We start from the raw sequence: 18467 nt of genomic DNA, 5'->3' as shown, positions 1-18467 counted from the left end.
CTTCCGAAGGAGTACACCTCATGACCGACCTGGCCATAGCGGCGATCGGGTTGCGCAAGTCCTACGGTGACAAGACCGTGCTCGACGGCATCGACCTGCGCATCCCGGCCGGTTCCGTGTTCGCGTTGCTGGGGCCGAACGGGGCGGGCAAGACCACCGCCGTGAAGATCCTCTCCACCCTCATCACCGCCGACGCCGGACACGCCCAGATCGTCGGCCACGACCTCGCCACCGCACCCCACGCCATCCGCGCCGCCATCGGCGTCACCGGACAGTTCTCCGCCGTCGACGGCCTCATCACCGGCACCGAGAACATGCTCCTGATGGCCGACCTCCACCACCTCCCCCGCCCCGAAGGACGCCGCACCGCCACCGAACTACTGGAGCGCTTCGACCTCACCGACGCCGCGAACAAACCCGCCTCCACCTACTCCGGCGGCATGAAACGACGCCTCGACATCGCCATGACCCTCGTCGGCAACCCCAGCATCATCTTCCTCGACGAACCCACCACCGGCCTGGACCCCCGCTCCCGCCACACCATGTGGCAGATCATCCGCCAACTCGTCACCGACGGCGCCACCGTCCTGCTCACCACCCAATACCTCGAAGAAGCCGACCAACTCGCCGACCGCATCGCCCTCCTCCACAACGCCACCATCACCGCCGAAGGCACCCCCGACGAACTCAAACGCCTCATCCCCGGCGGCCACATCCGCCTGCGCTTCACCCACCCCACCACCCACCACCACGCCACCACCGCACTACCCGACGCCACCCCCGACCACCAGGCACTCACCCTCCAACTCCCCAGCGACGGCACCCAACACCACCTACGCACCATCCTCGACCGCCTCGATGCCGCCGGCATCCAAGCCGACGAACTCACCGTCCACACCCCCGACCTCGACGACGTCTTCTTCGCCCTCACCACCGACCACGCCAAGGAGAACACCCGATGAGCACCCACACCCTGCGCGACTGCACCACCATGCTCCGCCGCAACCTCCTGCACGCCCGCCGCTACCCCTCCCTCACCCTCAACCTCCTCCTCACCCCCGTCATGCTGCTCCTGCTCTTCGTCTACGTCTTCGGCGACGTCATGAGCACCGGCATCGGCGGCGCCGACCGCACCGACTACATCGCCTACCTCCTCCCCGGCCTGCTCCTGATGACCATCGGCAGCACCACCATCGGCACCGCCGTCTCCGTCTCCAACGACATGACCGAAGGCATCATCGCCCGCTTCCGCACCATGAACATCCACCGCGGCTCCGTCCTCATCGGACACGTCACCGGCAGCGTCCTGCAATCCGTCGCCAGCGTCATCCTCGTCGCAGCCGTCGGCGCCGCCATCGGCTTCCGCTCCACCAACGCCACCCCCCTCGAATGGCTCGCCGCCCTCGGACTGCTCACCCTCTTCGCCCTCGCCCTCACCTGGATCGCCGTCGGCATGGGCCTGGTCAGCCCCAACGCCGAAGCCGCCAGCAACAACGCCATCCCCCTCATCTTCCTCCCACTCATCTCCTCCGCCTTCGTCCCCATCCACTCCATGCCCGGCTGGTTCCAACCCATCGCCCAGTACCAGCCCTTCACCCCCGCCACCGAAACCCTCCGCGGCCTCCTCCTCGGCACCCACATCGGCAACAACGGCTGGCTCACCATCACCTGGTCCCTCGCCCTCACCACCCTCGGCTACCGCTGGTCCACCACCATCTACAACCGCGACCCCAAATGACCCCCGGCCCCACCACAACCCAACAGACGACGCACCCCGACACCACATCGGAGTACGCCGCCCGTTGGGTTGGCGGCATTTCGATCACCCCAGGCGGTCCTGCCGCTGGTGCGGAGGTTTCCCGGCGGGGGAGGATCGGATCGCGGCACCCGGTCCACCGAGTCACCCCGGAAGGCAGTACGACATGATCACCGTGCACCTGAAGTACGAGATCGACCCCGACAAGCTGGCGGACTTCGAGGAGTACGGACGGCGCTGGGTCAAGCTGGTCGACGGCTTCGGCGGCGACCACCACGGCTACTTCCTCCCGAGCGAGGGGGACAGCGACATCGCCTACGCGCTCTTCTCCTTCGGCAGCCTCGCCGAGTACGAGCAGTACCGGATCGCCAGCGCCACCGATCCCGAGTGCCTGGCCGCCTTCGAACTGGCCCGGACCACCGGGTGCATCAGGCGGTACGAGCGCCGGTTCCTGAAGCCCCTGGACACCGGGAAGCAGCGCTGACGTCGGGTCAGCCCCCGGGAGCGGGGATCGGGTCGATGACGACGATCGGGATCTCGCGGTCCGTCTTCGTCTGGTACTCGTCGTACGCGGACCAGTGACCCACCATCACCGGCCAGTACGCGGCCCGCTCCTCGGCGGTGGCGGTGCGGGCGGTGCCCTGGAGGACGGTCGGCCCGACCTGGATCCGCACCTCGGGGTGCTCCTGCAGGTTGCGGTACCAGAGCGGGTGCTCGGGGTCGCCGCCCTTGGAGGCGACGATCAGGTAGGCGCCGTCCGCCTCACCGTAGATGAGCGGCGTACGCACCGGCTTGCCGGACTTGCGGCCGATGGTGGTCAACAGCAAGGTCTGGGTGCCGTTCCAGTGCCGGCCCTCGGCGCCGTTGGACCCCACGTACAGCTTCACGTGGTCCAACTGCCAGCTGCCCGGCTTGGGGTCGGTCGGGTGGTCCCAGTCGATGGTGGTCACGAGGAGGATCCCTGCCTTCGGTGGTGGACGGTCGCCGAACGGAACTCGACGAATCTGCACAACGACCGGCACCATCCCAGGGCACGCATCCTGCTCCGAACGGCGGGCGCACCGGAACCGGCCCGACTCCGGGGCGCCGACTGGCCGGGCTACCCGCCCTCGGGGCCGAAGGCGGCGACCAGGTCGCCCGCGGTCAGCCGCAGCAGTTCACCCGGCGCGGCGTCCAGCGGGCCAGGGTACAGCCGGTAGAGGGCGCCGGACAGGTGCTCCGGGGCGGGGACGTCGCCGTCCACCAGAGCCACGAACGCCCGTCGTCCGGCGAGCCGTTCGGTCAGCGGTGGAACGGCCGGACCGGTTCGCTCCGAGGCGTGCGGCGCCCGCAGGGTCCGCAGCCGGTCGGCGAACCGCTCGGCCGGTTCGTCGGCGGTCCGGTGGAACGCCAGTACTGCGCCGTCCCGGCGGCGTACCAGCACCTCGGTCGTGGTGGCGGCGGCGGTTGCGCAGGCCAGGTCCCACAGGGTGGCCCGGTTGCCGGGCGAGAAGTGGGCGAGCACGTCCCGGCTGAGCGCACCGACCTCCTCCTGGTGCTGGCGAACGCTGTGGAAGCCGCCGTCCGCACCGGTGTTGAGGTCCGTCCAGGTGTACTGACGATCCGCCAGGTCGATGATCATCGGAACGCAGACCTTGGCGTCGCCGGCCAGGTCCAGCCGCTGCCGCACGGCGCGCGGATCGAAGTGGCCGCCGCTCGGGGTTGCCGCGTCGAGCTGGATGAACCCGGCGAAGGCGTCCGGCAGTTGATCGAAGGAGATGTCGTTGTAGCTGAACACGATCACCACCGCGTAGCGCGAACGGCCTGCGGCGAGCCGGGCGAGGTCGAGGTCGATGAACTCCGAGGCGCCGTCCGGCGGCGGCGCGGACACGAAATCCCCCGAGTGGACGGCTGCCCGGTCGCCGTGCACCAAGCCGGTGTAGTCGCAGAGGCCGGTGAACCGCCAGTTCTCGTCGTACAGCGCCAGCGACAGGTCGAGGTCCACCCGCAGGTGTTCGGGCTGCATCCAGTGCAGGAACAGCCGCAGCCGGTCCCCGGAGGGGAGCCGCTGGCGGCTGCCGCGCGGTACCGAGACCAGGGTCCGGGCCGCCGCCCGTTCGGCGAACGGGGCGATCAGGTCGACCAGCCCTTCGTCGATCAGCGCCAGGTCGTACCGGGTGCCGCCCGCCCTGCGCAGCAACTCCGCTTCGATCAACGCACAGACCGGGGCGCTGAGTTCGGCGGGCACCACGGTGCCGTGGTCCTCCCTGGCGTGCGCCAGCGACACCGTGCCGCGAGGGAAGTAGAGCCGACGTTCACCCGCTTCGCGCGGGCCGCGCAGCCGCCCGTAGGCGCCGAGCAGCGGGCCCGGTGCCACCCGGCGGAAGGCGGTGGCCAGCGTCCGTTCCAGGCCCGCCGGCAGCGGACTGCCGGGCGCGGTGCCGGCGTGCACCCGCAGCACGTGGTGCAGGCGGCGGGCGAGCTCACCCGGACGGGCGGCGAGCACGCGGACGGCACCCTCGAGGTCGCCGACCGCGAGCCGGCCCTCGACCCGGCCCGCGAATCCGGTGAAGCCCAGCCTGGTCCGCTCCGCCACCGTGACCGTGCGCAGCGGGGCCGGTGGCTCGGCGAACTCGGCGCCCACCGGATGGGTCCGCAGGTCGTTCTCGCGCAGCAGGACGAAGGCCACCGCGACCGTGGGGTACCGCTGCCGGTGCTCGAACGGGTGCAGCGACTCGCCCGCCCTGAGCCAGGCGGAGCGGTGCCGCCGCAGGTCCTCGGCGAGCGATTCCAGGGGCAACGCGTCCAGCAGCGCCAGCAGGTGACGGCGCAACGGCCGGGGCAGGCTGCGCAGCCGCAGGCCCCGTGCGGTGGCGGGCAGCAGGTCCGGTTCGGCACCGGACCAGGCCCAGATCAACCGGAGCACGTCGGTCGCGGTGTCGATCCGGGCGGCCAGGACCGGCAGCGCGCGCTCCGGGTCACGGCGCAGCAGCGCGGCCAGCACGGTCGCCTTCGTCTCCCGGACCGGGATCCGTTCGGGGAGCCGGTCGGCCAAGTCCTCGGGGGCGACGGCCAGCAGCGCCGCCAGGTCCTCGCGGTCCTGCGGCGAAAGCGGCGTGCGTCGGCCCAGCAACCGGTCGAACTCGGCCGTCACGGCCGTGATCGTGTCCTGCTCGATCAGCCGCAGCGGACGCAGGGTCTGCTGCAGGTCGAACGCCTCGGCGGCCTTGCGCCCGGCCCGGTTGTCCTCGCCGAGGTAGGTCCCCGCAGCGAGCGACGTGTCGCACAGCGGGCAGCGTTCCGCCCGGTCGGCCGCGGCCAGCCCGTCGAAGCAGCCACCGCAGATCAGGTGGGCGCACGGTGCGAGCGCCCCGACCCCCGACTCCGAGCCCGCCCGACCGCACAGCGCGCAGGGCTGGCGGGGCTGGCTGAGCAGGAACACCCGGATCTGCCGCGAGTACAGCAGTTGCGCATGGTCGGGCACCGCGTCCGGGAACCGGCGGAACAGGGGGGTGTGCTCCCGGTCCGAGCCGAGCCTGTGGTCGATCCGGTCGAGCAGCGCGGCTCCGGTGGCGGCCAGTCGCGTCGGCGGCAACTTCCCCAGCGCGGTTCGAAGTTGGCCGGTCATCAGATATCCGCGACGGGCCAGGTCGGCGTCGAGGGCGACCAGGCCGCGGAGACTCCACGGGTCGGCGGCTGCCAACAGCTCACCGGGTGGGACACAGACCGCTCCGCGACGGCGGAGCAGGAACGAGTCGAGGTCGAGGTCGACGTCGACGGGAGCCGATGAGGCTCGGGTCATACGGAGAGATCCCCCAGGCAGACGGAAAGAAGAGGGGGGCGGAAAGGGGGCGCGCTGGTCATTTTCGGAGGAAAGGAGAAGGAAGCACGCCGCGGAGCCGCCCGCTGCGCCACCGTAGCCGAGCAGGTGCGGCAGTGCCCACCGAATTAAATCCGCCGCCAAGTAGGCTTCGGCGACGGCGCACGACAGGCGGGGTGGGCCGGCTCACCTGTCCTCGTCCGTCTGCGGCGGAGCCATGGACCACACCGGATCAGCGTCACCCCAGGAGCGTCGAACGCGGCGGGCCGTACTCGTCGTTGCGGTGCTGCTCGGTGCGGCGGCCGTCGCCTTCGTCGGGCAGGGGTTGTCGCACCGGCCCGGTGCGGGGTGGCACGCCTGGGCGGGGACGTTCAACGGCGTGGTCCTCGCCACGGTCGCCGCACTGCCGGTGTCCGTGCTGGTGGCCTGGGCGCTGACCCGCCGTCGGCGTGCCGCCGGGGCCGCGTCGGGGTGGGCGTGGCGCAGGTCGTCGGCCGAGGTGGGCATCGTCCACGGGACGGTGCCGTGGGTGTGGATGATCATGCTGCCGGGCTCCGGGGTCGGCGTCGTCCCCCGGCGGGTGAGCCTGGTGCCGCTGCGGGACCTGATCACGATCCTGGCGGGCGCCCCGGCGGCGGCGACGGTGCAGATCGTCGGCAACCTGCTGGTGTTCGCGGCGCTGGGGTTCCTCGGGCCGCTGCGGTTCGCGGCCCTCGCGTCGGTCCCGCGGGTGCTGGCCCTCGCGGCGGGCTGCTCGGTGCTGGTGGAGACCGCGCAGTACGTCCTGTGGCTGGACCGGGTGTCCTCCGTCGACGACGTCCTGCTCAACACCGCCGGTGCCGGGCTGGCGGCCCTCGCCTCGCGCCGCTGGTGGCGCGGCCCCACGGCAGGTTCGTACCCGCCCCGCTGACGACGGGTCAGGTGGGGGTAGCCCCCGCACGGCCCGGTGGGCAGCGGGATGTCGGTGCGCCGGGCGGCGAAATAGCGTCTGGTGCATGACGAAGAACCGGAACAAGCAGTGGTTGCGGCGCGGAGCCGCCGCGATGGTCCTCACCGCCGTACTCGGCGTCACCGCAGCACCGGTGGCCCTCGCGGCGCCCGGCACCGTGACGCAGTCGGTGGCCGCCAGGGGCACCCTGGTCGCCATCGCCCCGCTGGACGTGCTCAGCCGGAGCCAGGTCGTCGAGGCGCTCACCGCGGGCGGGATCGACGCCGGGACCGTCCGGCACGGCGTCAGCGCCTACCGGCTCACGTACGCCACCGTCGACCCGAAGGGCCGCCCCACCACGGCGACCGGGCTGCTGGTGCTGCCGCGCGGCGGCCCGTCCCGCCTCGACCTGGTCTCCGACACGCACGGCACCACGGTCTACCGGGACAGCGCACCGACCGGGGCCCCGGGCGACAACCGGCTGACGCCGTACCTGCACGCCGCCGCGGGCCGCGCGGTCGCGGCCCCCGACTACCTCGGGCTCGGCGCCGGTCCCGGCTCGCACCCGTACATGGACACCCGCTCCGCCGTCACCGCCACCGTCGACATGCTCCGGGCGGCCCGGACGGCGGGGGACCGGCTGGGCCGGTCCGTCACCCGGGACGTGTACGCCACCGGGTTCTCCCAGGGCGGCCAGGTGGCGATGGCGCTCGGGCGCGAACTCTCCCGTGGCCGCGACGGGTTCCGGCTGCGCGCGCTGGCGCCGATGGCAGGACCGTACGACCTCATCGGCAACGAGCTGCCCGGTGTCACGGACGGCCGGATCGAGCCGCACACCGCCGTCTTCTACCTCTCGTACTTCCTGACCTCCCAGAACAAGCTGCGCCCGCTGTACCAGGACCCGGCGGAGGTGTTCCGCGCGCCCTACGCCCAGCTCGTCGAAGGACTCTTCGACGGCTCCCACCCGGAGAGCGAGATCGTGCAGTCGCTGCCGGCCTCGCCCGAGGAGGCGCTCACCCCGGAGTGGCTGGCGAACGTCCGCGATCCGCACGGCGCGCTGCGGGCGGTGGCCGTGGCGAACAGTGACGCCTGCGAGTGGCAGCCCGCCGTGCCGGTGCGGATCTACACGGCCTCGGGTGACCGGGACGTGCCGATCGGCAACGCGACGGCCTGTGCCGCGAGTCTGGCCCGGCACGGGGCGCACGCCCAGGTGGTGGACCAGGGTGCCGAGGTCGACCACTACGGGACGGCGCTGCGGTCCGCGCCCCAGGTGGTGCGCTGGTTCGACCAGGTGGGCAGCTGACCGGCCCGGTCAACTCGGGCGCTGGCGGGAGCGGGTGGCCTCCGCCAGCGCCCGGGCCCGCTCCAGCAGAGTTCGGGCTGCCGGGCTGGTGCGGTGCGTCTGGAGCCGGGTCCGCATGCCCGCCACCGCCCCCCGCAGCCGGGCCGAGTCGAGGTGCTGGCAGTCGTCGAGGACGGTCTGCCAGGCCGCGCAGGCCCGGTCCAGGTGCCCCCGGTCGAGGTACAGCTCGGCGGCCCGGGCGGTGGTGACGGCCCTGGCCCGGCGCTCGGCGGCCGGGCGTTCGCGCAGTGAGCGGCCGAGCGCGGCGAGTGCCCCGGTGGAGTCCCCGAGAGTGGCGAGCGTCTCGGCCTCCTGGTGGGCGTAGGCCGCCCAGTGGTAGTGGCCGAAGCCGTCGGCCCCGCTGTCCGAGGACTCCAGGAGCTGTCTGGTCCGCTCGAGATGGGCGAAGGCGGCCCGGCGGTCCCCGGTGCCGGCCGCCGCCACCGCGTACTGGCCCAGCACGAAGGACTGCTGGCGGACCGTCAGGGCCGACAGGTGCCCGGCCGCCGCCCGGGCCAGGTCGAGGGCGTGCGCCCGGTACCCGAGGTAGTGGGCCTGAACGCTGAGCGCCCGCAGCACCACGGCGTGCGCCGCCGGGTCGGCGGCCTCCGCCGCCAGCCGGGCGGCCGCCCCGTAGTACGCCTGGGCGGCCCCGTGGTTCAGCTCGTCGAAGCACATGAAGCCTGCCAGGTAGGCGAGTTGGGAGGCGTTCCGGAGCAGCGCACGGCGGATCCGGGGCGGTGCGGGAGCGTGCAGCCAGGTGGTGAGCGAGGAGCCCAGGAAGCCGGCCAGAGCCGGCCGGGCCCGGCCGCCGCCGAGGTTCTCCTCCATCGTGGAGAACGCCGTGTAGAGGTCCTTGACCGCCTGGACGTGCTCCGTCCCGATACTGGGCGGGTGCTGCGGCGCAGCGCCAGCCCCCCAGGTCGCGGTCGGCCGCGCGTACGGTGCGACCCCCGGCCCGGTCACGGTGTACACCGGCCCTGGCCGGCCCCGGCCCGAGGTCGGCCGGGCCAGGGTGGTGAACACCTGGTCGGCGCCGGGCGCGGGCGGCGGTCCGGGCACCCGCAGCAGATGGGTCTGTTCGACGGTGATCTCCCGTCGCAGGGCCCGGGAGAGCACCTCGGCCACCAGGGCCGGCACCGGGTGGCCGGGCTTGGAGCCGCTGAGCCAGTGCGCCACCGAGGTGCGGTCGTAGCGCAGCGCCAGGCCGCTGGCCCGGCCGACCCGGTTGACCTCGCGGGCGAACTGCTCGCCGCTCCAGCCGGTCTCGCCGATCAGGGCGCGCAGATGATGGTTCGGAGTGTGGGAAGCGGCCATGACTGATCACCCGTCCGGGGGTCGGTGGGGGCCGTGCAACATGGGGGACCTGCTCAACGCGGTTCTTCTGCAGGAGATCTGTGAGACCACCGGGACCGCGGGGTTGGCTGGGGATACGTCCATCCGGTCGGAGGACTACCCGGATCACGGGCCCCGTCAACCGGCCCGGTCGGGGCGGACCGGAGCGAGCCGTGGGCGCGTGCGTACCTCCGCACACCCGGGACCGGAGGAGGCCCTCGAGTTGGCGGCAGACCCCGCAGCTTAGGAGAAGTCACCGACCTGACGCCGCACCGGACTCCCGCGGGCCAGGACCGGGAGGTGCCGCTGCTGTCCTGCGGCAAGATCCCGGTCACCGACCGGAGCACCAGCAGCATCCTGGCAATCCGGACCGGCGAGGACAACGAAGGCATGATCGGGCTGTACCGGAGCGGCCTCCCGCCTCGGCCCGCTCGTGAGTCCGCCCCGGGCCCTGGGAAGCCCACTTTCGGCGGAAGGAACGTTTCCTGCACCACCGCCGGTCGTTGAGTCGGCGGGCCGGTCGCGGCCCGGACCGACTACTGGGAGCGAGCGAGTGAACCGGACCAAACGGCAGGCCGTGTGGAGCGACACCTGCGCGGCCGACGGCGACCTGCTGGTGGCGACTTCGTTCGACCACCCCGGGTACGGTCCGGCCGTCGCCCCGGCCGCCGCGCTGGTGGCCGCCGCGCTGCGCGCTGAGGGCCACGACGCCCGGGCCGTCCCGGCCGGGCCGACCGGCCACGGCACCTCCCGCAGCTGGCACGGGTTCGCCTACCTGGACCCCCGGCTCGGCACCGTGGGGCTCGCGGTGGGTGCCCGCGCGGACGACCCGGACGGGCAGCGGGTGGCGGCCCGGTGCACCGCCACGTGGGAACGGACGGTCGCCACCCGCCGGATCCTGCTGCCCGGACTCGGCGTCCCCGTCCCGCGCGGGTCGGAGCCGGCCGGCCTGCGGCGCTCCCGCAGCACCGTCCGGGCGTTCCTGCGGCGCGGCGACGCGGTGCTGGTGATCGGGCCCGCCACCACGGCCTTCGACCACCTGGACGGCGCGGAGAACAGGCACAGGCTGTACACCGTCCCCGGCCCCGCGATCACCGCCGAGCTCGAACGGCTGGACCCGGACCGGGTGTCCTTCGTGTTCTCGCCCGAGGTGGTGGTCGAGGACGCCACCCGGACCCTGCGGGTGCTGCGCGCGCGGTTCCCGGCGCTGCGCGGCCAGCACCCCGACGAGTGGCCCTACCGGTCCGCCGACCGGCTCGACACGCTCGTCGCGCTCTGCTCCGCCGCCGACGAGGTCTGGAGCCTGTCGCCCTCGGGTCGCCCGGGCCGGCTGCTCGGCACGGCCGTCGAGCGGACCGCGAGCAGGCTGAGGGTGCTCACCGACCCGACCGACGTCCGGCCGGACTGGCTCACGCTGGACACCCGGACCATCGCCCTGGTGCCGGGCCCGGCCGCCCGGACGGGCGAGGCCGTGCACCGGCTGATCACCCTGCTGGGCGGCCTCGGCCCGCTGAGTGTGGTGCAGCGTCAGATGCACAGCACCGTGCTGTCGTTCGCGGGGGCCGAGGCCCCCGCGAACGCCCCGGACCGGGTCAGGAACTCGTGAGGATGACCAGCTCCCGGGTGGCCCTGGTCATCGCGACGTAGCGGTCGACTGCCCCCTCGATCCCGTCGCCGAAGGTCTCCGGGTCGATCAGCACGACCAGGTCGAACTCGAGCCCCTTGGTCAGCTCCGGGGTGAGCGAGCTGACCCGGTCGGTCGGGCGGAAGGCCGGGTCGCCGATCACGCAGGCGACGCCTTCGGCGTGCTCGGCCAGCCAGCCGGCCAGCACCTCGTCCAGCTCACCGACCGATCCGTGCCGGACGGGGATGCCACTGCTGCGGATCGAGGTCGGCACGTTGGCGTCCGGCAGCACGGACCGGATCACCGGCTCGGCCTCGGCCATCACCTCTTCCGGCGTCCGGTAGTTGACGCCCAGTGCGGACACCTCGATCCGGTCCAGCCCGACCCGCTCCAGCCGCTCCGGCCAGGACTCGGTGAAGCCGTGCCTGGCCTGGGCCCGGTCCCCGACGATGGTGAAGCTCCGGGAGGGGCAGCGGAGCAGCAGCATCTGCCACTCCGCGTCGGTCAGTTCCTGCGCCTCGTCCACCACGATGTGCGCGAACGGGCCGGCCAGCGGCTCCCGGTCGGCGCCGGGCAGTGCGTCGTCGTCGACCAGCACGCCCTTCAGGTCCTGCCCGCGCAGCATGGTCACCGCGCCGTCGCCGTCCACGTCGGCCTCCAGGATGTGACCGATCACGTCGTCCAGCCGGGCACGTTCGGCCGCCACCGCGGCCCGGTGCCGTCGCTTGCGGTCGGAGGCACCCGAGTCGCCGAGCCGCTGCCGGGCCGCGTCCAGCAGCGGCAGGTCGGACACCGTCCAGGCCTGGGCGTCCTCGCGCTGCAACCGCCGGACCTCGTCCGGGGTGAGCGAGGGGGCGCACTTGCGCAGGTAGGCCGGTACCGTCCAGAGGTCGCCGACCAGGTCGGTCGCCTCGATCATCGGCCAGGCGCGGTTCAGGGTGGTGATCAGCTCGCGGTTCTGCAGCAGCGAGCGGCGGAGCTGCTCGGGCGGGGCCTCGCTGTCGTCCTTGTCCAGCAGGATGGTCAGCAGCTCCTCCAGGACCTGGTCGCGCGCCTCGTTGTGCGGGGTGCCCGGGTCAGGTGCCTCGAAGGCGGCGGCCCAGTCGTCGGCGCTCAGCCAGAGGTCGGACCAGTGGGTCTCCACCGTCATCCCCCGGGTGGGCGGCTCCTCGTAGATGCCGACGGCCGGTTCGATCGCCCGCACCAGCTCGGCCCGGGACTTGATCCGGGCCACCTCGGGATCGGTCTCGACCGGCGCCTTGGCGCCCTCGGGGACCAAGTCCCGGACGGTGCAGGTCTGCACGCCCTCCTCGCCGAGGCTGGGGAGCACGTCGGCGACGTAGGCCAGGTAGGGCTGGTGCGGGCCGACGAACAGCACGCCGCCGCGCCGGTGGCCGAGGCGGGGGTCGGAGTACAGCAGGTGGGCGGTGCGGTGCAGGGCGACCACGGTCTTGCCGGTGCCGGGACCGCCGTCCACCACCAGGGTGCCCCGGGAGCCCGCCCGGATGATGGCGTCCTGGTCCGCCTGGATGGTGGCGAGCACGTCGCGCATCCGGTCCGACCGGTTGCCGCCCAGGCTCGCGACGAAGGCGGACTGGTCGTCCAGCGCGGCGTGGCCCTCCAGGCCGTCGGCGGTGAACACCTCGTCCCAGTAGTCGCTGATCCGGCCCCGGGTCCAGCGGTACCTGCGGCGGCTGGTCAGGCCCATCGGGTTGGCGTGGGTCGCGGCGAAGAACGGCTCGGCGGCGGGGGAGCGCCAGTCGAGCAGCAGCCGGCGGCCGGTGCTGTCGGTGAGCCCGAGCCGGCCGATGTAGACCGGCTCGGGGCTGTCCGCGCCGACCACGTGGCCGAGGCACAGGTCCAGGCCGAAGCGGCGCAGCGCGCGCAGCCGGCCGGTCAGCCGGTGGATCTCCACGTCGCGGTCCATCGCCTCCCGGCCGAGGCCGCCGGGCGCCCGGCGGGCGGCGTCGAGGAGCTCGGAGAGTTCGGCGACGGCCTGGTCGAGACTCTCCGCGACGGCGGCGAAGTGCCGCTCGTCCCGGCCGGTGAGGGCCGGGTCGGCCTTGGCGGCGAGGTGGTCGGGAAGGTCGAACGCGTTGGTGGTCAGAGAGGTCATGTCAGCGGCTCCGATCCGACGTCACCGAAGGGTCATCAGCTGACAACTGCACACGCACTAGGTGAATCTCCCGTTTCCGCAGGTTACCGGCTCAGGCCAGCGATTCTGCGGCACGAGGGGGGCCTTGCCGCAAGGCCCCCCGTGCGCTATATCTTGGTAGTGGCAGGAGGTGGGTTTCCCCTTCTGCCGTTGTCGTGTCCGGAGCCGTCAGCCCTCGTCGGGCGGGCCGGCCGCACCGACGCAGGCTTCGTTCCCCTCCGGGTCGGCGAGCACCCAGTTGGACGGGGCGTCGGCGTCGCTGACCAGCCGGCCACCGGCCGCGAGGGCCGCGGCGATCCGCGCCTCGGCCTGGTCGTACGGCACCCAGACGTCCACGTGCACCCGGTTGCGCTGCGGGCGCGGCTCGTCCATCCGCTGGAAGTAGAACGGTGCCCCACGGCGGCGCGGGTCGATCAGGTCCTCGGCGCTGCCGGACCGGGCCCCGTAGCCGAGCAGGGCCCGCCAGAACGCCACCACCGCGGGGCCGGCCAGCGCGTCCACGGTGACCTGGACGGTCTGCACCGCCGTCGGGTCGGCCGGGAGGTCCAGCGCCCGCGCCGCCGCCGAGATCTGCCGGGCCAGCTCCAGGTGATGCTCGGTCAGCCCGTAGTAGTCCTCGGCGACCGTGATCAGCCGCACCGTCACGCCCTCGGGCCGCACGTCCAGATCGGGAGCGTCGTCCCCGAGACCGGGCAACTCGCTGATCGCCAGCGCGAGGCGGGCACCGGCGGCGAGCGATCCGGTCCGGAAGTACGCGCAGGCCCCCTCGCCGAGGACGCGCCAGTCGGCCAGGCCGACGGTCTGGTGGAACTGCTTCGGCCTGATGCGCTCGTACCCGCTCGGTGTTTCGGTCATCCGTGCAATCTAAACCCTGGGTCGGACAGTCCATGGTCGGGGACCGGCAGGCCGTGGCCGGAGCGGGCCACTCGGAAGCCGACGTCGTCGATCCGGAAGGTGGGGTGGCTGCGGCGGCGGACCGAGGCGCGGCAGCTCCACCGCTCGTCGAACCAGCCGCCGCCGCGCAGCACCCGGTAGCTGCCGTAGACCTCGGCGTCGTAGACGTCCCAGCACCACTCCCAGACGTTGCCCAACATGTCGTACAGACCCCAGGAGTTGGGCTGCCGTCCGCCCACGGGGTGGATCCGCTCGGCCGAGTTGCCCCGGTGCCAGGCGATCTCGTCGAGCGGGCCGTACCTGGCCTCGGTGGTGCCGGCCCGGCAGGCGTGCTCCCACTCGGCCTCGGTGGGCAGCCGGTAGCCGTCGGCGGAGGTGTCCCACTCGACGGTCCCGGCGTCCTGGTGCAGGCGGTAGGCGGGCGTCAGCCCCTGCTGCGCGGACCAGGCGTTGCAGAACCGGACCGCGTCCTGCCAGGAGACGCCCTCGACCGGGAGCCGGTCGCCCTGCGCGGTGCTCGGCCGCAGGCCGGTGACCCGGGCGTACTGCTCCTGGGTCACCGGGTGCGGCGCCAGCCGGTACGGCCCGAGCTCGGCCGACCAACTCCGTTGGGTGCGCCGGTCCGAGAGGGTGACCTGCCCGGGTGGGACGTCGACGGTCTCGGCTGCTTCGTTCACGTCCATGGGCAAGTGATCGTACAGCGGCGGCTCGGCCGGTCCAGCGGATCCCGCACGAAGTGCCGTCCTGCGGTGCGGAACCGGCGTCCGTGCTGCGGATCCGACCGGGTGGTGCCGGGAGCCCGGGCCCGCCGGCCCGCGAGGCGGAGCCCCCGGCCCCCTGGGGCGGCTTCCGGACCAGGGGTGATGATGGTGCCTCGTGACCCTGGAACCTCTGCTGTCGAGTTTCGTGCCGATCTGGGCGTTGACCGCCGTCGGCTACCTGGTCGGGCGGACCGGGCTGCTGGGCGAGCAGGCCGAGGCGGTGCTCGGCCGCTTCGTCTTCCACGTCGCCATGCCCGCCGCGCTGTTCACCATGCTGGCCGGGGCCCCGCTCGGGAGCTTCGCCAACCCCTCGGTGCCGGCCTTCGCGGCCGGCACCCTGGTGGCCTCGCTGCTCGGCTGGGCGGCCGCCCGGTGGCTCTTCGACCGGCGTCCGGCCGACCGGGCGATCAGTGCGATGGCGGCCGGGTACGTGAACTCCGCCAACCTCGGCATCCCGGTCGCCGTCCAGGTGCTGGGTGACGCCTCGTTCATCGGGCCGGTGCTGCTCTTCCAGGTGCTGCTGGTCACGCCGGTGATCCTGACCGCGCTGGACCTCGGCACCGGCGGCGGGGGAGCGGGCGCGGGGCCGGGCCGCCGGCTGTCCCGGCTGCTGGGCATGCCGCTGCGCAACCCGGTCATCCTGGCCTCGGCCCTGGGTGCGGGCTGCTCCGCCCTCGGCTGGCAGCTGCCGACGGCGCTCGCCCACTCCTGCTCGCTGCTCGGCGGCGCCGGTGTCCCCACCGCGCTGATCACCCTCGGCCTGTCGCTGCACGGACGCCCGGCCACCACGGGCAGCTCGCGGCGCGCCGAGGTCGGGGTCGTGGTGCTCACCAAGAACCTGATACAGCCGCTGGTCGCCCTCGCGGTGGGCGGCCTGCTGGAGCTGAGCGACCGTCAGCTGCTCGCGGTGGTGCTCTGCTCGGCGCTGCCCACCGCCCAGAACGTGTTCGTGTTCGCCCGGGAGTACGGCCTGAGCACCGTCCTGCCGCGCAACGCGGTGCTCTGCTCGACCCTGCTGTCGATGGTCACCCTGTCGGTGGTGGACTGGACCCTGACCCCGTGACCCGCCGGTGATCGGTCCGGCTCAGGGCGACGTCAGTGCCGTGCGCACGGCGGCGGCCACGGCCGGGTCGGTCAGCAGGTCGTTGTGCTTGAGGCAGGCCGACTCCAGGTTGACGGCCCCGGCGAGCGCGGTGCTGCCGGTGGGGGCGATCTGCTCGTCGCAGGAGGAGCGGACGGTGGTGTAGCGGGTGTTGCCGGGCGTCTCGTCGTCCTGGTTGAGGTGACCGACCACATAGGAGTTGGGCGTCATGTCCCGGCAGCCCTGGTCCCAGAGAGCGCAGAGGTAGCCGAGCGTGGTGCCGTGGTTGGGGCCGGCCAGCGAGACCCAGTGGGCCACCGTCCGGCCGCCGTCGCCGAACTTGACGTACCAGCGGGTCGGCAGGCTGCCCAGACTGTGGGCGACCAGGTCGACCTGCGCGGCCCCGGTCTGCTGCCGCACCTGCTCGACGTACGAGGCCAGTTGACCGGCCAGCACCTCGTTGGTGGACCGGCTGGTGTCGTACGACCAGGTGAACAGCCGGTCGGCGGGGAAGCCGTGCGCCCGGAAGTCGGCGGTCATGCTGCCCCAGACCCCCGGGCCCGCGTTCCGCCCGTGCACGAAGATCACCGGATTCGGCCCGGCCCCGACCGCCGGCACCGGCCCGCTCGCCTGCGCGGGGAGGGCGGGACCGGCCACCCCGAGGACCGTCAGCAGGGCCAGGACGACGGGAAACGTACGACGGTGCATGGGCCAACTCCCGGGAGCTCGAAGGCGGATGGGGCGGAGCACCGGGGATCCTCCCCCGCCGGAGGGCGTCGGAACCCGCCCGCCCGGCGGCCGGGGCTTGTGGCAGCGGAGGGGCATGACAGATGATCATGCTGCTCTGAGAAGATCCGTCACGAGGGGGAGCACGTTGTCCAGGTACACGGCACGAACGAACGACGACAGTTCGGCGCACGAGGACGAGGCGGCGGCGCGGCCCGGCCGCCGGGCGCTGCTCGCCGGTTTCACGGGGGTGGGCGCCATCGCGGGCAGCCTGGCGCTGGGTGGGGGGAGTGCGGCGGCGGTCACGGCGGCCGGGGTGGACGCCTATGTGGTGAACGTGCTGGCGAAGGGGGCCGACCCGACGGGGCGGACGGCCAGTGACGCGGCGTTCCGGGCGGCGGCGGACGAGCTGCTGGCCGGTGAGCAGGTCGGCCCGGTGGGCGGGCCGACGCCGACCAAGGTGCTGTTGATCCCGCCGGGCAACTACCTGCTGAAGCAGCCGGATTCGCTGCTGCCGAACGTCAGCGGCGAGACCGCGAAGAAGGTCGTGGACGGCATCGCGATCGTCGGGTACGGCAAGCGGCTGACCCGGATCACGTACGCGCCGACGGTCCAGGACACCGTGCTCTGGACCAACGACCAGCGGTACCGGAACATCCGGATCAGCGGGCTGACCTTCGACAGCCTGGACGAGACCGCCACCTTCAACATCGCCAAGTCCTCGACCACCTACGGGGTCCAGGACACCTGGTACACCGACGTCGAGTGGCGCGGGAGCTGGAAGGTCGGCATCGGCCTGGACGGGCCGGCCGCCGCCAACCTGAACAGCGAGATGGGCTGGGACCACTGTCAGATCAGCGGCTCCTACACCGACGCCTTCCTGGTGATGGGCATGACGCCCGCGGTCTCCCAGCAGGACCAGTTCCTGAACTACTGGTTCCGGGACTGCAAGGTCGAGTTCAAGTCCGGCATCTTCGTGCGGAACGAGCGCGGCGGGTCGATGAACTTCATCGGCGGCTCCTACATCATCACCGACGGCACCTCGACCGGGACGATCTTCAAGCTCGGTGCGGCGGCCAACTCCCGTGCCGACTCGGTGATGCGGCTGCTGGTGCAGGGCATCCGGTTCGAGCTGCGGGGCGTCGGGCACAAGCTGATCGACTCGGCCTGGTACAAGGGCACGGTCACCTTCGTCTCCTGTGACGACACCGCCAACTCGTACCAGCCCTGGGCGCCGACCGCGGTCACCCACCTGTACCGCTTCGACACGGTCACCCCGTCGCGCGGGCCGATGGTGCGCTACCAGGACTGCATCCTGATGGGCTCGCACCAGGTGATCGCGCCGACCGCGATGACCATGGGCAAGCTGCTCTACGACGGCTGCCGGTTCATCAACATGACGGCCGGCACCGGGGATTCGGGCTTCCTCCGCTGGACGGGCGTCACGCCGTGGTACGAGTTCCGGGACTGCCTGCTGAAGAGCGGCCGCCAGGCCGACGTCAAGGCGCCGTAGCGAGGGCGCGGCCGTCCCGCTCCCGGGGCGGGACGGCTACGCTGCCGGGATGGACATGATCGACATTCCGTTCGGCACCACCGACTGGTCGCAGGTCGCGGCCACCGAGCACCCGGGCGAGACCGGCGTCGCGACCTGGCGGACCAGGGAGTTCGGGGCCGTCCGGGTCCGGATGGTGGAGTACAGCCCGGGCTACCTGGCCGACCACTGGTGCGACCGGGGACACATCCTGCTGGTCCTCGAAGGCACCTTGACCACCGAGCTGGGCAACGGCGAGGTGGTCACGCTCACGGCGGGCACCAGCTACCAGGTCGGCGACGACACCCTGGCGCACCGCTCCAGCACGACGGAGGGCGCCCGGCTGTTCGTGGTGGACTGAGAGCGATGCGCCCCCGGAGCTGGTGCGAACCTACGGGACGGGCGACCGCCCGACGGCTCGGATTGGTGGACTCGTGCGATGGCCGCCCGTTCTGACACCCCGTTAGCGTTCGGGCATCGGGTGTCGCCGGGCGGCCCGCCGTTCCGTGGGCCGAGGCGCGGCCCGCACCCCGGC

Annotated in this window: 17 protein-coding genes; 10 read left to right on the top strand and 7 right to left on the bottom strand. The window is 72.8% G+C overall.

Features of this window, described 5'->3' with window-relative positions:
- Positions 1-20: 20 nt before the first annotated feature.
- The 3 genes from OHV05_RS02585 to OHV05_RS02575 all read left to right on the top strand — a co-directional run bounded on the left by OHV05_RS02585 (position 21) and on the right by OHV05_RS02575 (position 2240).
- The gene (locus OHV05_RS02585) at positions 21-962 is read left to right on the top strand and encodes an ATP-binding cassette domain-containing protein (RefSeq protein ID WP_405016110.1); all 942 of its coding nucleotides are present in this window, start codon (positions 21-23) and stop codon (positions 960-962) included.
- The gene (locus OHV05_RS02580) at positions 959-1738 is read left to right on the top strand and encodes an ABC transporter permease (protein WP_405016109.1); all 780 of its coding nucleotides are present in this window, start codon (positions 959-961) and stop codon (positions 1736-1738) included. The genes OHV05_RS02585 and OHV05_RS02580 overlap by 4 nt, the downstream gene beginning before the upstream one ends.
- Before the next feature lie 184 nt (positions 1739-1922).
- Positions 1923-2240 carry an NIPSNAP family protein gene (locus OHV05_RS02575; protein WP_403044129.1) on the top strand — a complete coding sequence of 106 codons (318 nt, stop codon included), beginning with the start codon at positions 1923-1925 and terminating at the stop codon, positions 2238-2240.
- A gap of 7 nt (positions 2241-2247) precedes the next feature.
- Here the strand turns inward: OHV05_RS02575 and OHV05_RS02570 are convergent, their stop codons facing one another.
- Positions 2248-2706: a nitroreductase family deazaflavin-dependent oxidoreductase gene (locus OHV05_RS02570; RefSeq protein WP_405016108.1), complete on the bottom strand. Its 459-nt coding sequence runs from the start codon at positions 2704-2706 to the stop codon at positions 2248-2250.
- A gap of 149 nt (positions 2707-2855) precedes the next feature.
- Positions 2856-5537, bottom strand: coding sequence for an MXAN_6230/SCO0854 family RING domain-containing protein (locus tag OHV05_RS02565; RefSeq protein ID WP_405016107.1), 2682 nt, complete (start codon positions 5535-5537; stop codon positions 2856-2858).
- 235 nt (positions 5538-5772) lie between these two features.
- Between OHV05_RS02565 and OHV05_RS02560 the strand changes: the two genes are divergently transcribed.
- Both OHV05_RS02560 and OHV05_RS02555 read left to right on the top strand, forming a co-directional pair.
- Positions 5773-6465: a VanZ family protein gene (locus OHV05_RS02560; RefSeq protein ID WP_405016106.1), complete on the top strand. Its 693-nt coding sequence runs from the start codon at positions 5773-5775 to the stop codon at positions 6463-6465.
- Positions 6466-6550: 85 nt separating this feature from the next.
- On the top strand, positions 6551-7786 hold the full coding sequence (locus OHV05_RS02555) for an alpha/beta hydrolase (RefSeq protein ID WP_405016105.1): 1236 nt from the start codon (positions 6551-6553) through the stop codon (positions 7784-7786).
- 9 nt (positions 7787-7795) lie between these two features.
- Here the strand turns inward: OHV05_RS02555 and OHV05_RS02550 are convergent, their stop codons facing one another.
- Positions 7796-9142, bottom strand: coding sequence for a hypothetical protein (locus tag OHV05_RS02550; RefSeq protein WP_405016104.1), 1347 nt, complete (start codon positions 9140-9142; stop codon positions 7796-7798).
- A 318-nt stretch (positions 9143-9460) separates the two neighbouring features.
- Between OHV05_RS02550 and OHV05_RS02545 the strand changes: the two genes are divergently transcribed.
- Together OHV05_RS02545 and OHV05_RS02540 are read left to right on the top strand one after the other, a co-directional pair.
- Positions 9461-9667: a hypothetical protein gene (locus OHV05_RS02545; RefSeq protein WP_405016103.1), complete on the top strand. Its 207-nt coding sequence runs from the start codon at positions 9461-9463 to the stop codon at positions 9665-9667.
- Between the two features lie 46 nt (positions 9668-9713).
- Positions 9714-10766 (top strand): hypothetical protein, encoded by a 1053-nt coding sequence (locus OHV05_RS02540; RefSeq protein WP_405016102.1) that lies wholly within the window; start codon positions 9714-9716, stop codon positions 10764-10766.
- Here OHV05_RS02540 and helR read toward each other — a convergent pair.
- From helR to OHV05_RS02525, 3 genes are all read right to left on the bottom strand, one after another.
- Positions 10753-12900, bottom strand: a complete 2148-nt coding sequence (helR, locus tag OHV05_RS02535; protein ID WP_405016101.1) for an RNA polymerase recycling motor ATPase HelR — start codon at positions 12898-12900, stop codon at positions 10753-10755. The two genes, OHV05_RS02540 and helR, sit on opposite strands and share 14 nt — an antisense overlap.
- Positions 12901-13107: 207 nt before the next feature.
- Positions 13108-13794 carry a VOC family protein gene (locus OHV05_RS02530; RefSeq protein ID WP_405016100.1) on the bottom strand — a complete coding sequence of 229 codons (687 nt, stop codon included), beginning with the start codon at positions 13792-13794 and terminating at the stop codon, positions 13108-13110.
- Positions 13791-14516: a formylglycine-generating enzyme family protein gene (locus tag OHV05_RS02525; protein WP_405016099.1), complete on the bottom strand. Its 726-nt coding sequence runs from the start codon at positions 14514-14516 to the stop codon at positions 13791-13793. The genes OHV05_RS02530 and OHV05_RS02525 overlap by 4 nt, the downstream gene beginning before the upstream one ends.
- A 193-nt stretch (positions 14517-14709) precedes the next feature.
- Between OHV05_RS02525 and OHV05_RS02520 the strand changes: the two genes are divergently transcribed.
- On the top strand, positions 14710-15657 hold the full coding sequence (locus tag OHV05_RS02520) for an AEC family transporter (protein ID WP_405016098.1): 948 nt from the start codon (positions 14710-14712) through the stop codon (positions 15655-15657).
- A 21-nt stretch (positions 15658-15678) separates the two neighbouring features.
- Here OHV05_RS02520 and OHV05_RS02515 read toward each other — a convergent pair whose 3' ends face one another.
- Positions 15679-16383: an esterase/lipase family protein gene (locus OHV05_RS02515; protein WP_405016097.1), complete on the bottom strand. Its 705-nt coding sequence runs from the start codon at positions 16381-16383 to the stop codon at positions 15679-15681.
- A gap of 166 nt (positions 16384-16549) precedes the next feature.
- Between OHV05_RS02515 and OHV05_RS02510 the strand changes: the two genes are divergently transcribed.
- Positions 16550-17914 carry a hypothetical protein gene (locus OHV05_RS02510; RefSeq protein ID WP_405016096.1) on the top strand — a complete coding sequence of 455 codons (1365 nt, stop codon included), beginning with the start codon at positions 16550-16552 and terminating at the stop codon, positions 17912-17914.
- A 49-nt stretch (positions 17915-17963) separates the two neighbouring features.
- A complete protein-coding gene (locus OHV05_RS02505) occupies positions 17964-18293 on the top strand; it encodes a DHCW motif cupin fold protein (RefSeq protein WP_405016095.1) in 330 nt (109 codons plus the stop codon).
- Positions 18294-18467 lie beyond the last annotated feature (174 nt).

The organism is Kitasatospora sp. NBC_00070 (assembly GCF_045041205.1).
Lineage (GTDB): Bacteria > Actinomycetota > Actinomycetes > Streptomycetales > Streptomycetaceae > Kitasatospora.
This window is presented reverse-complemented; position numbering and strand designations above follow the sequence as displayed.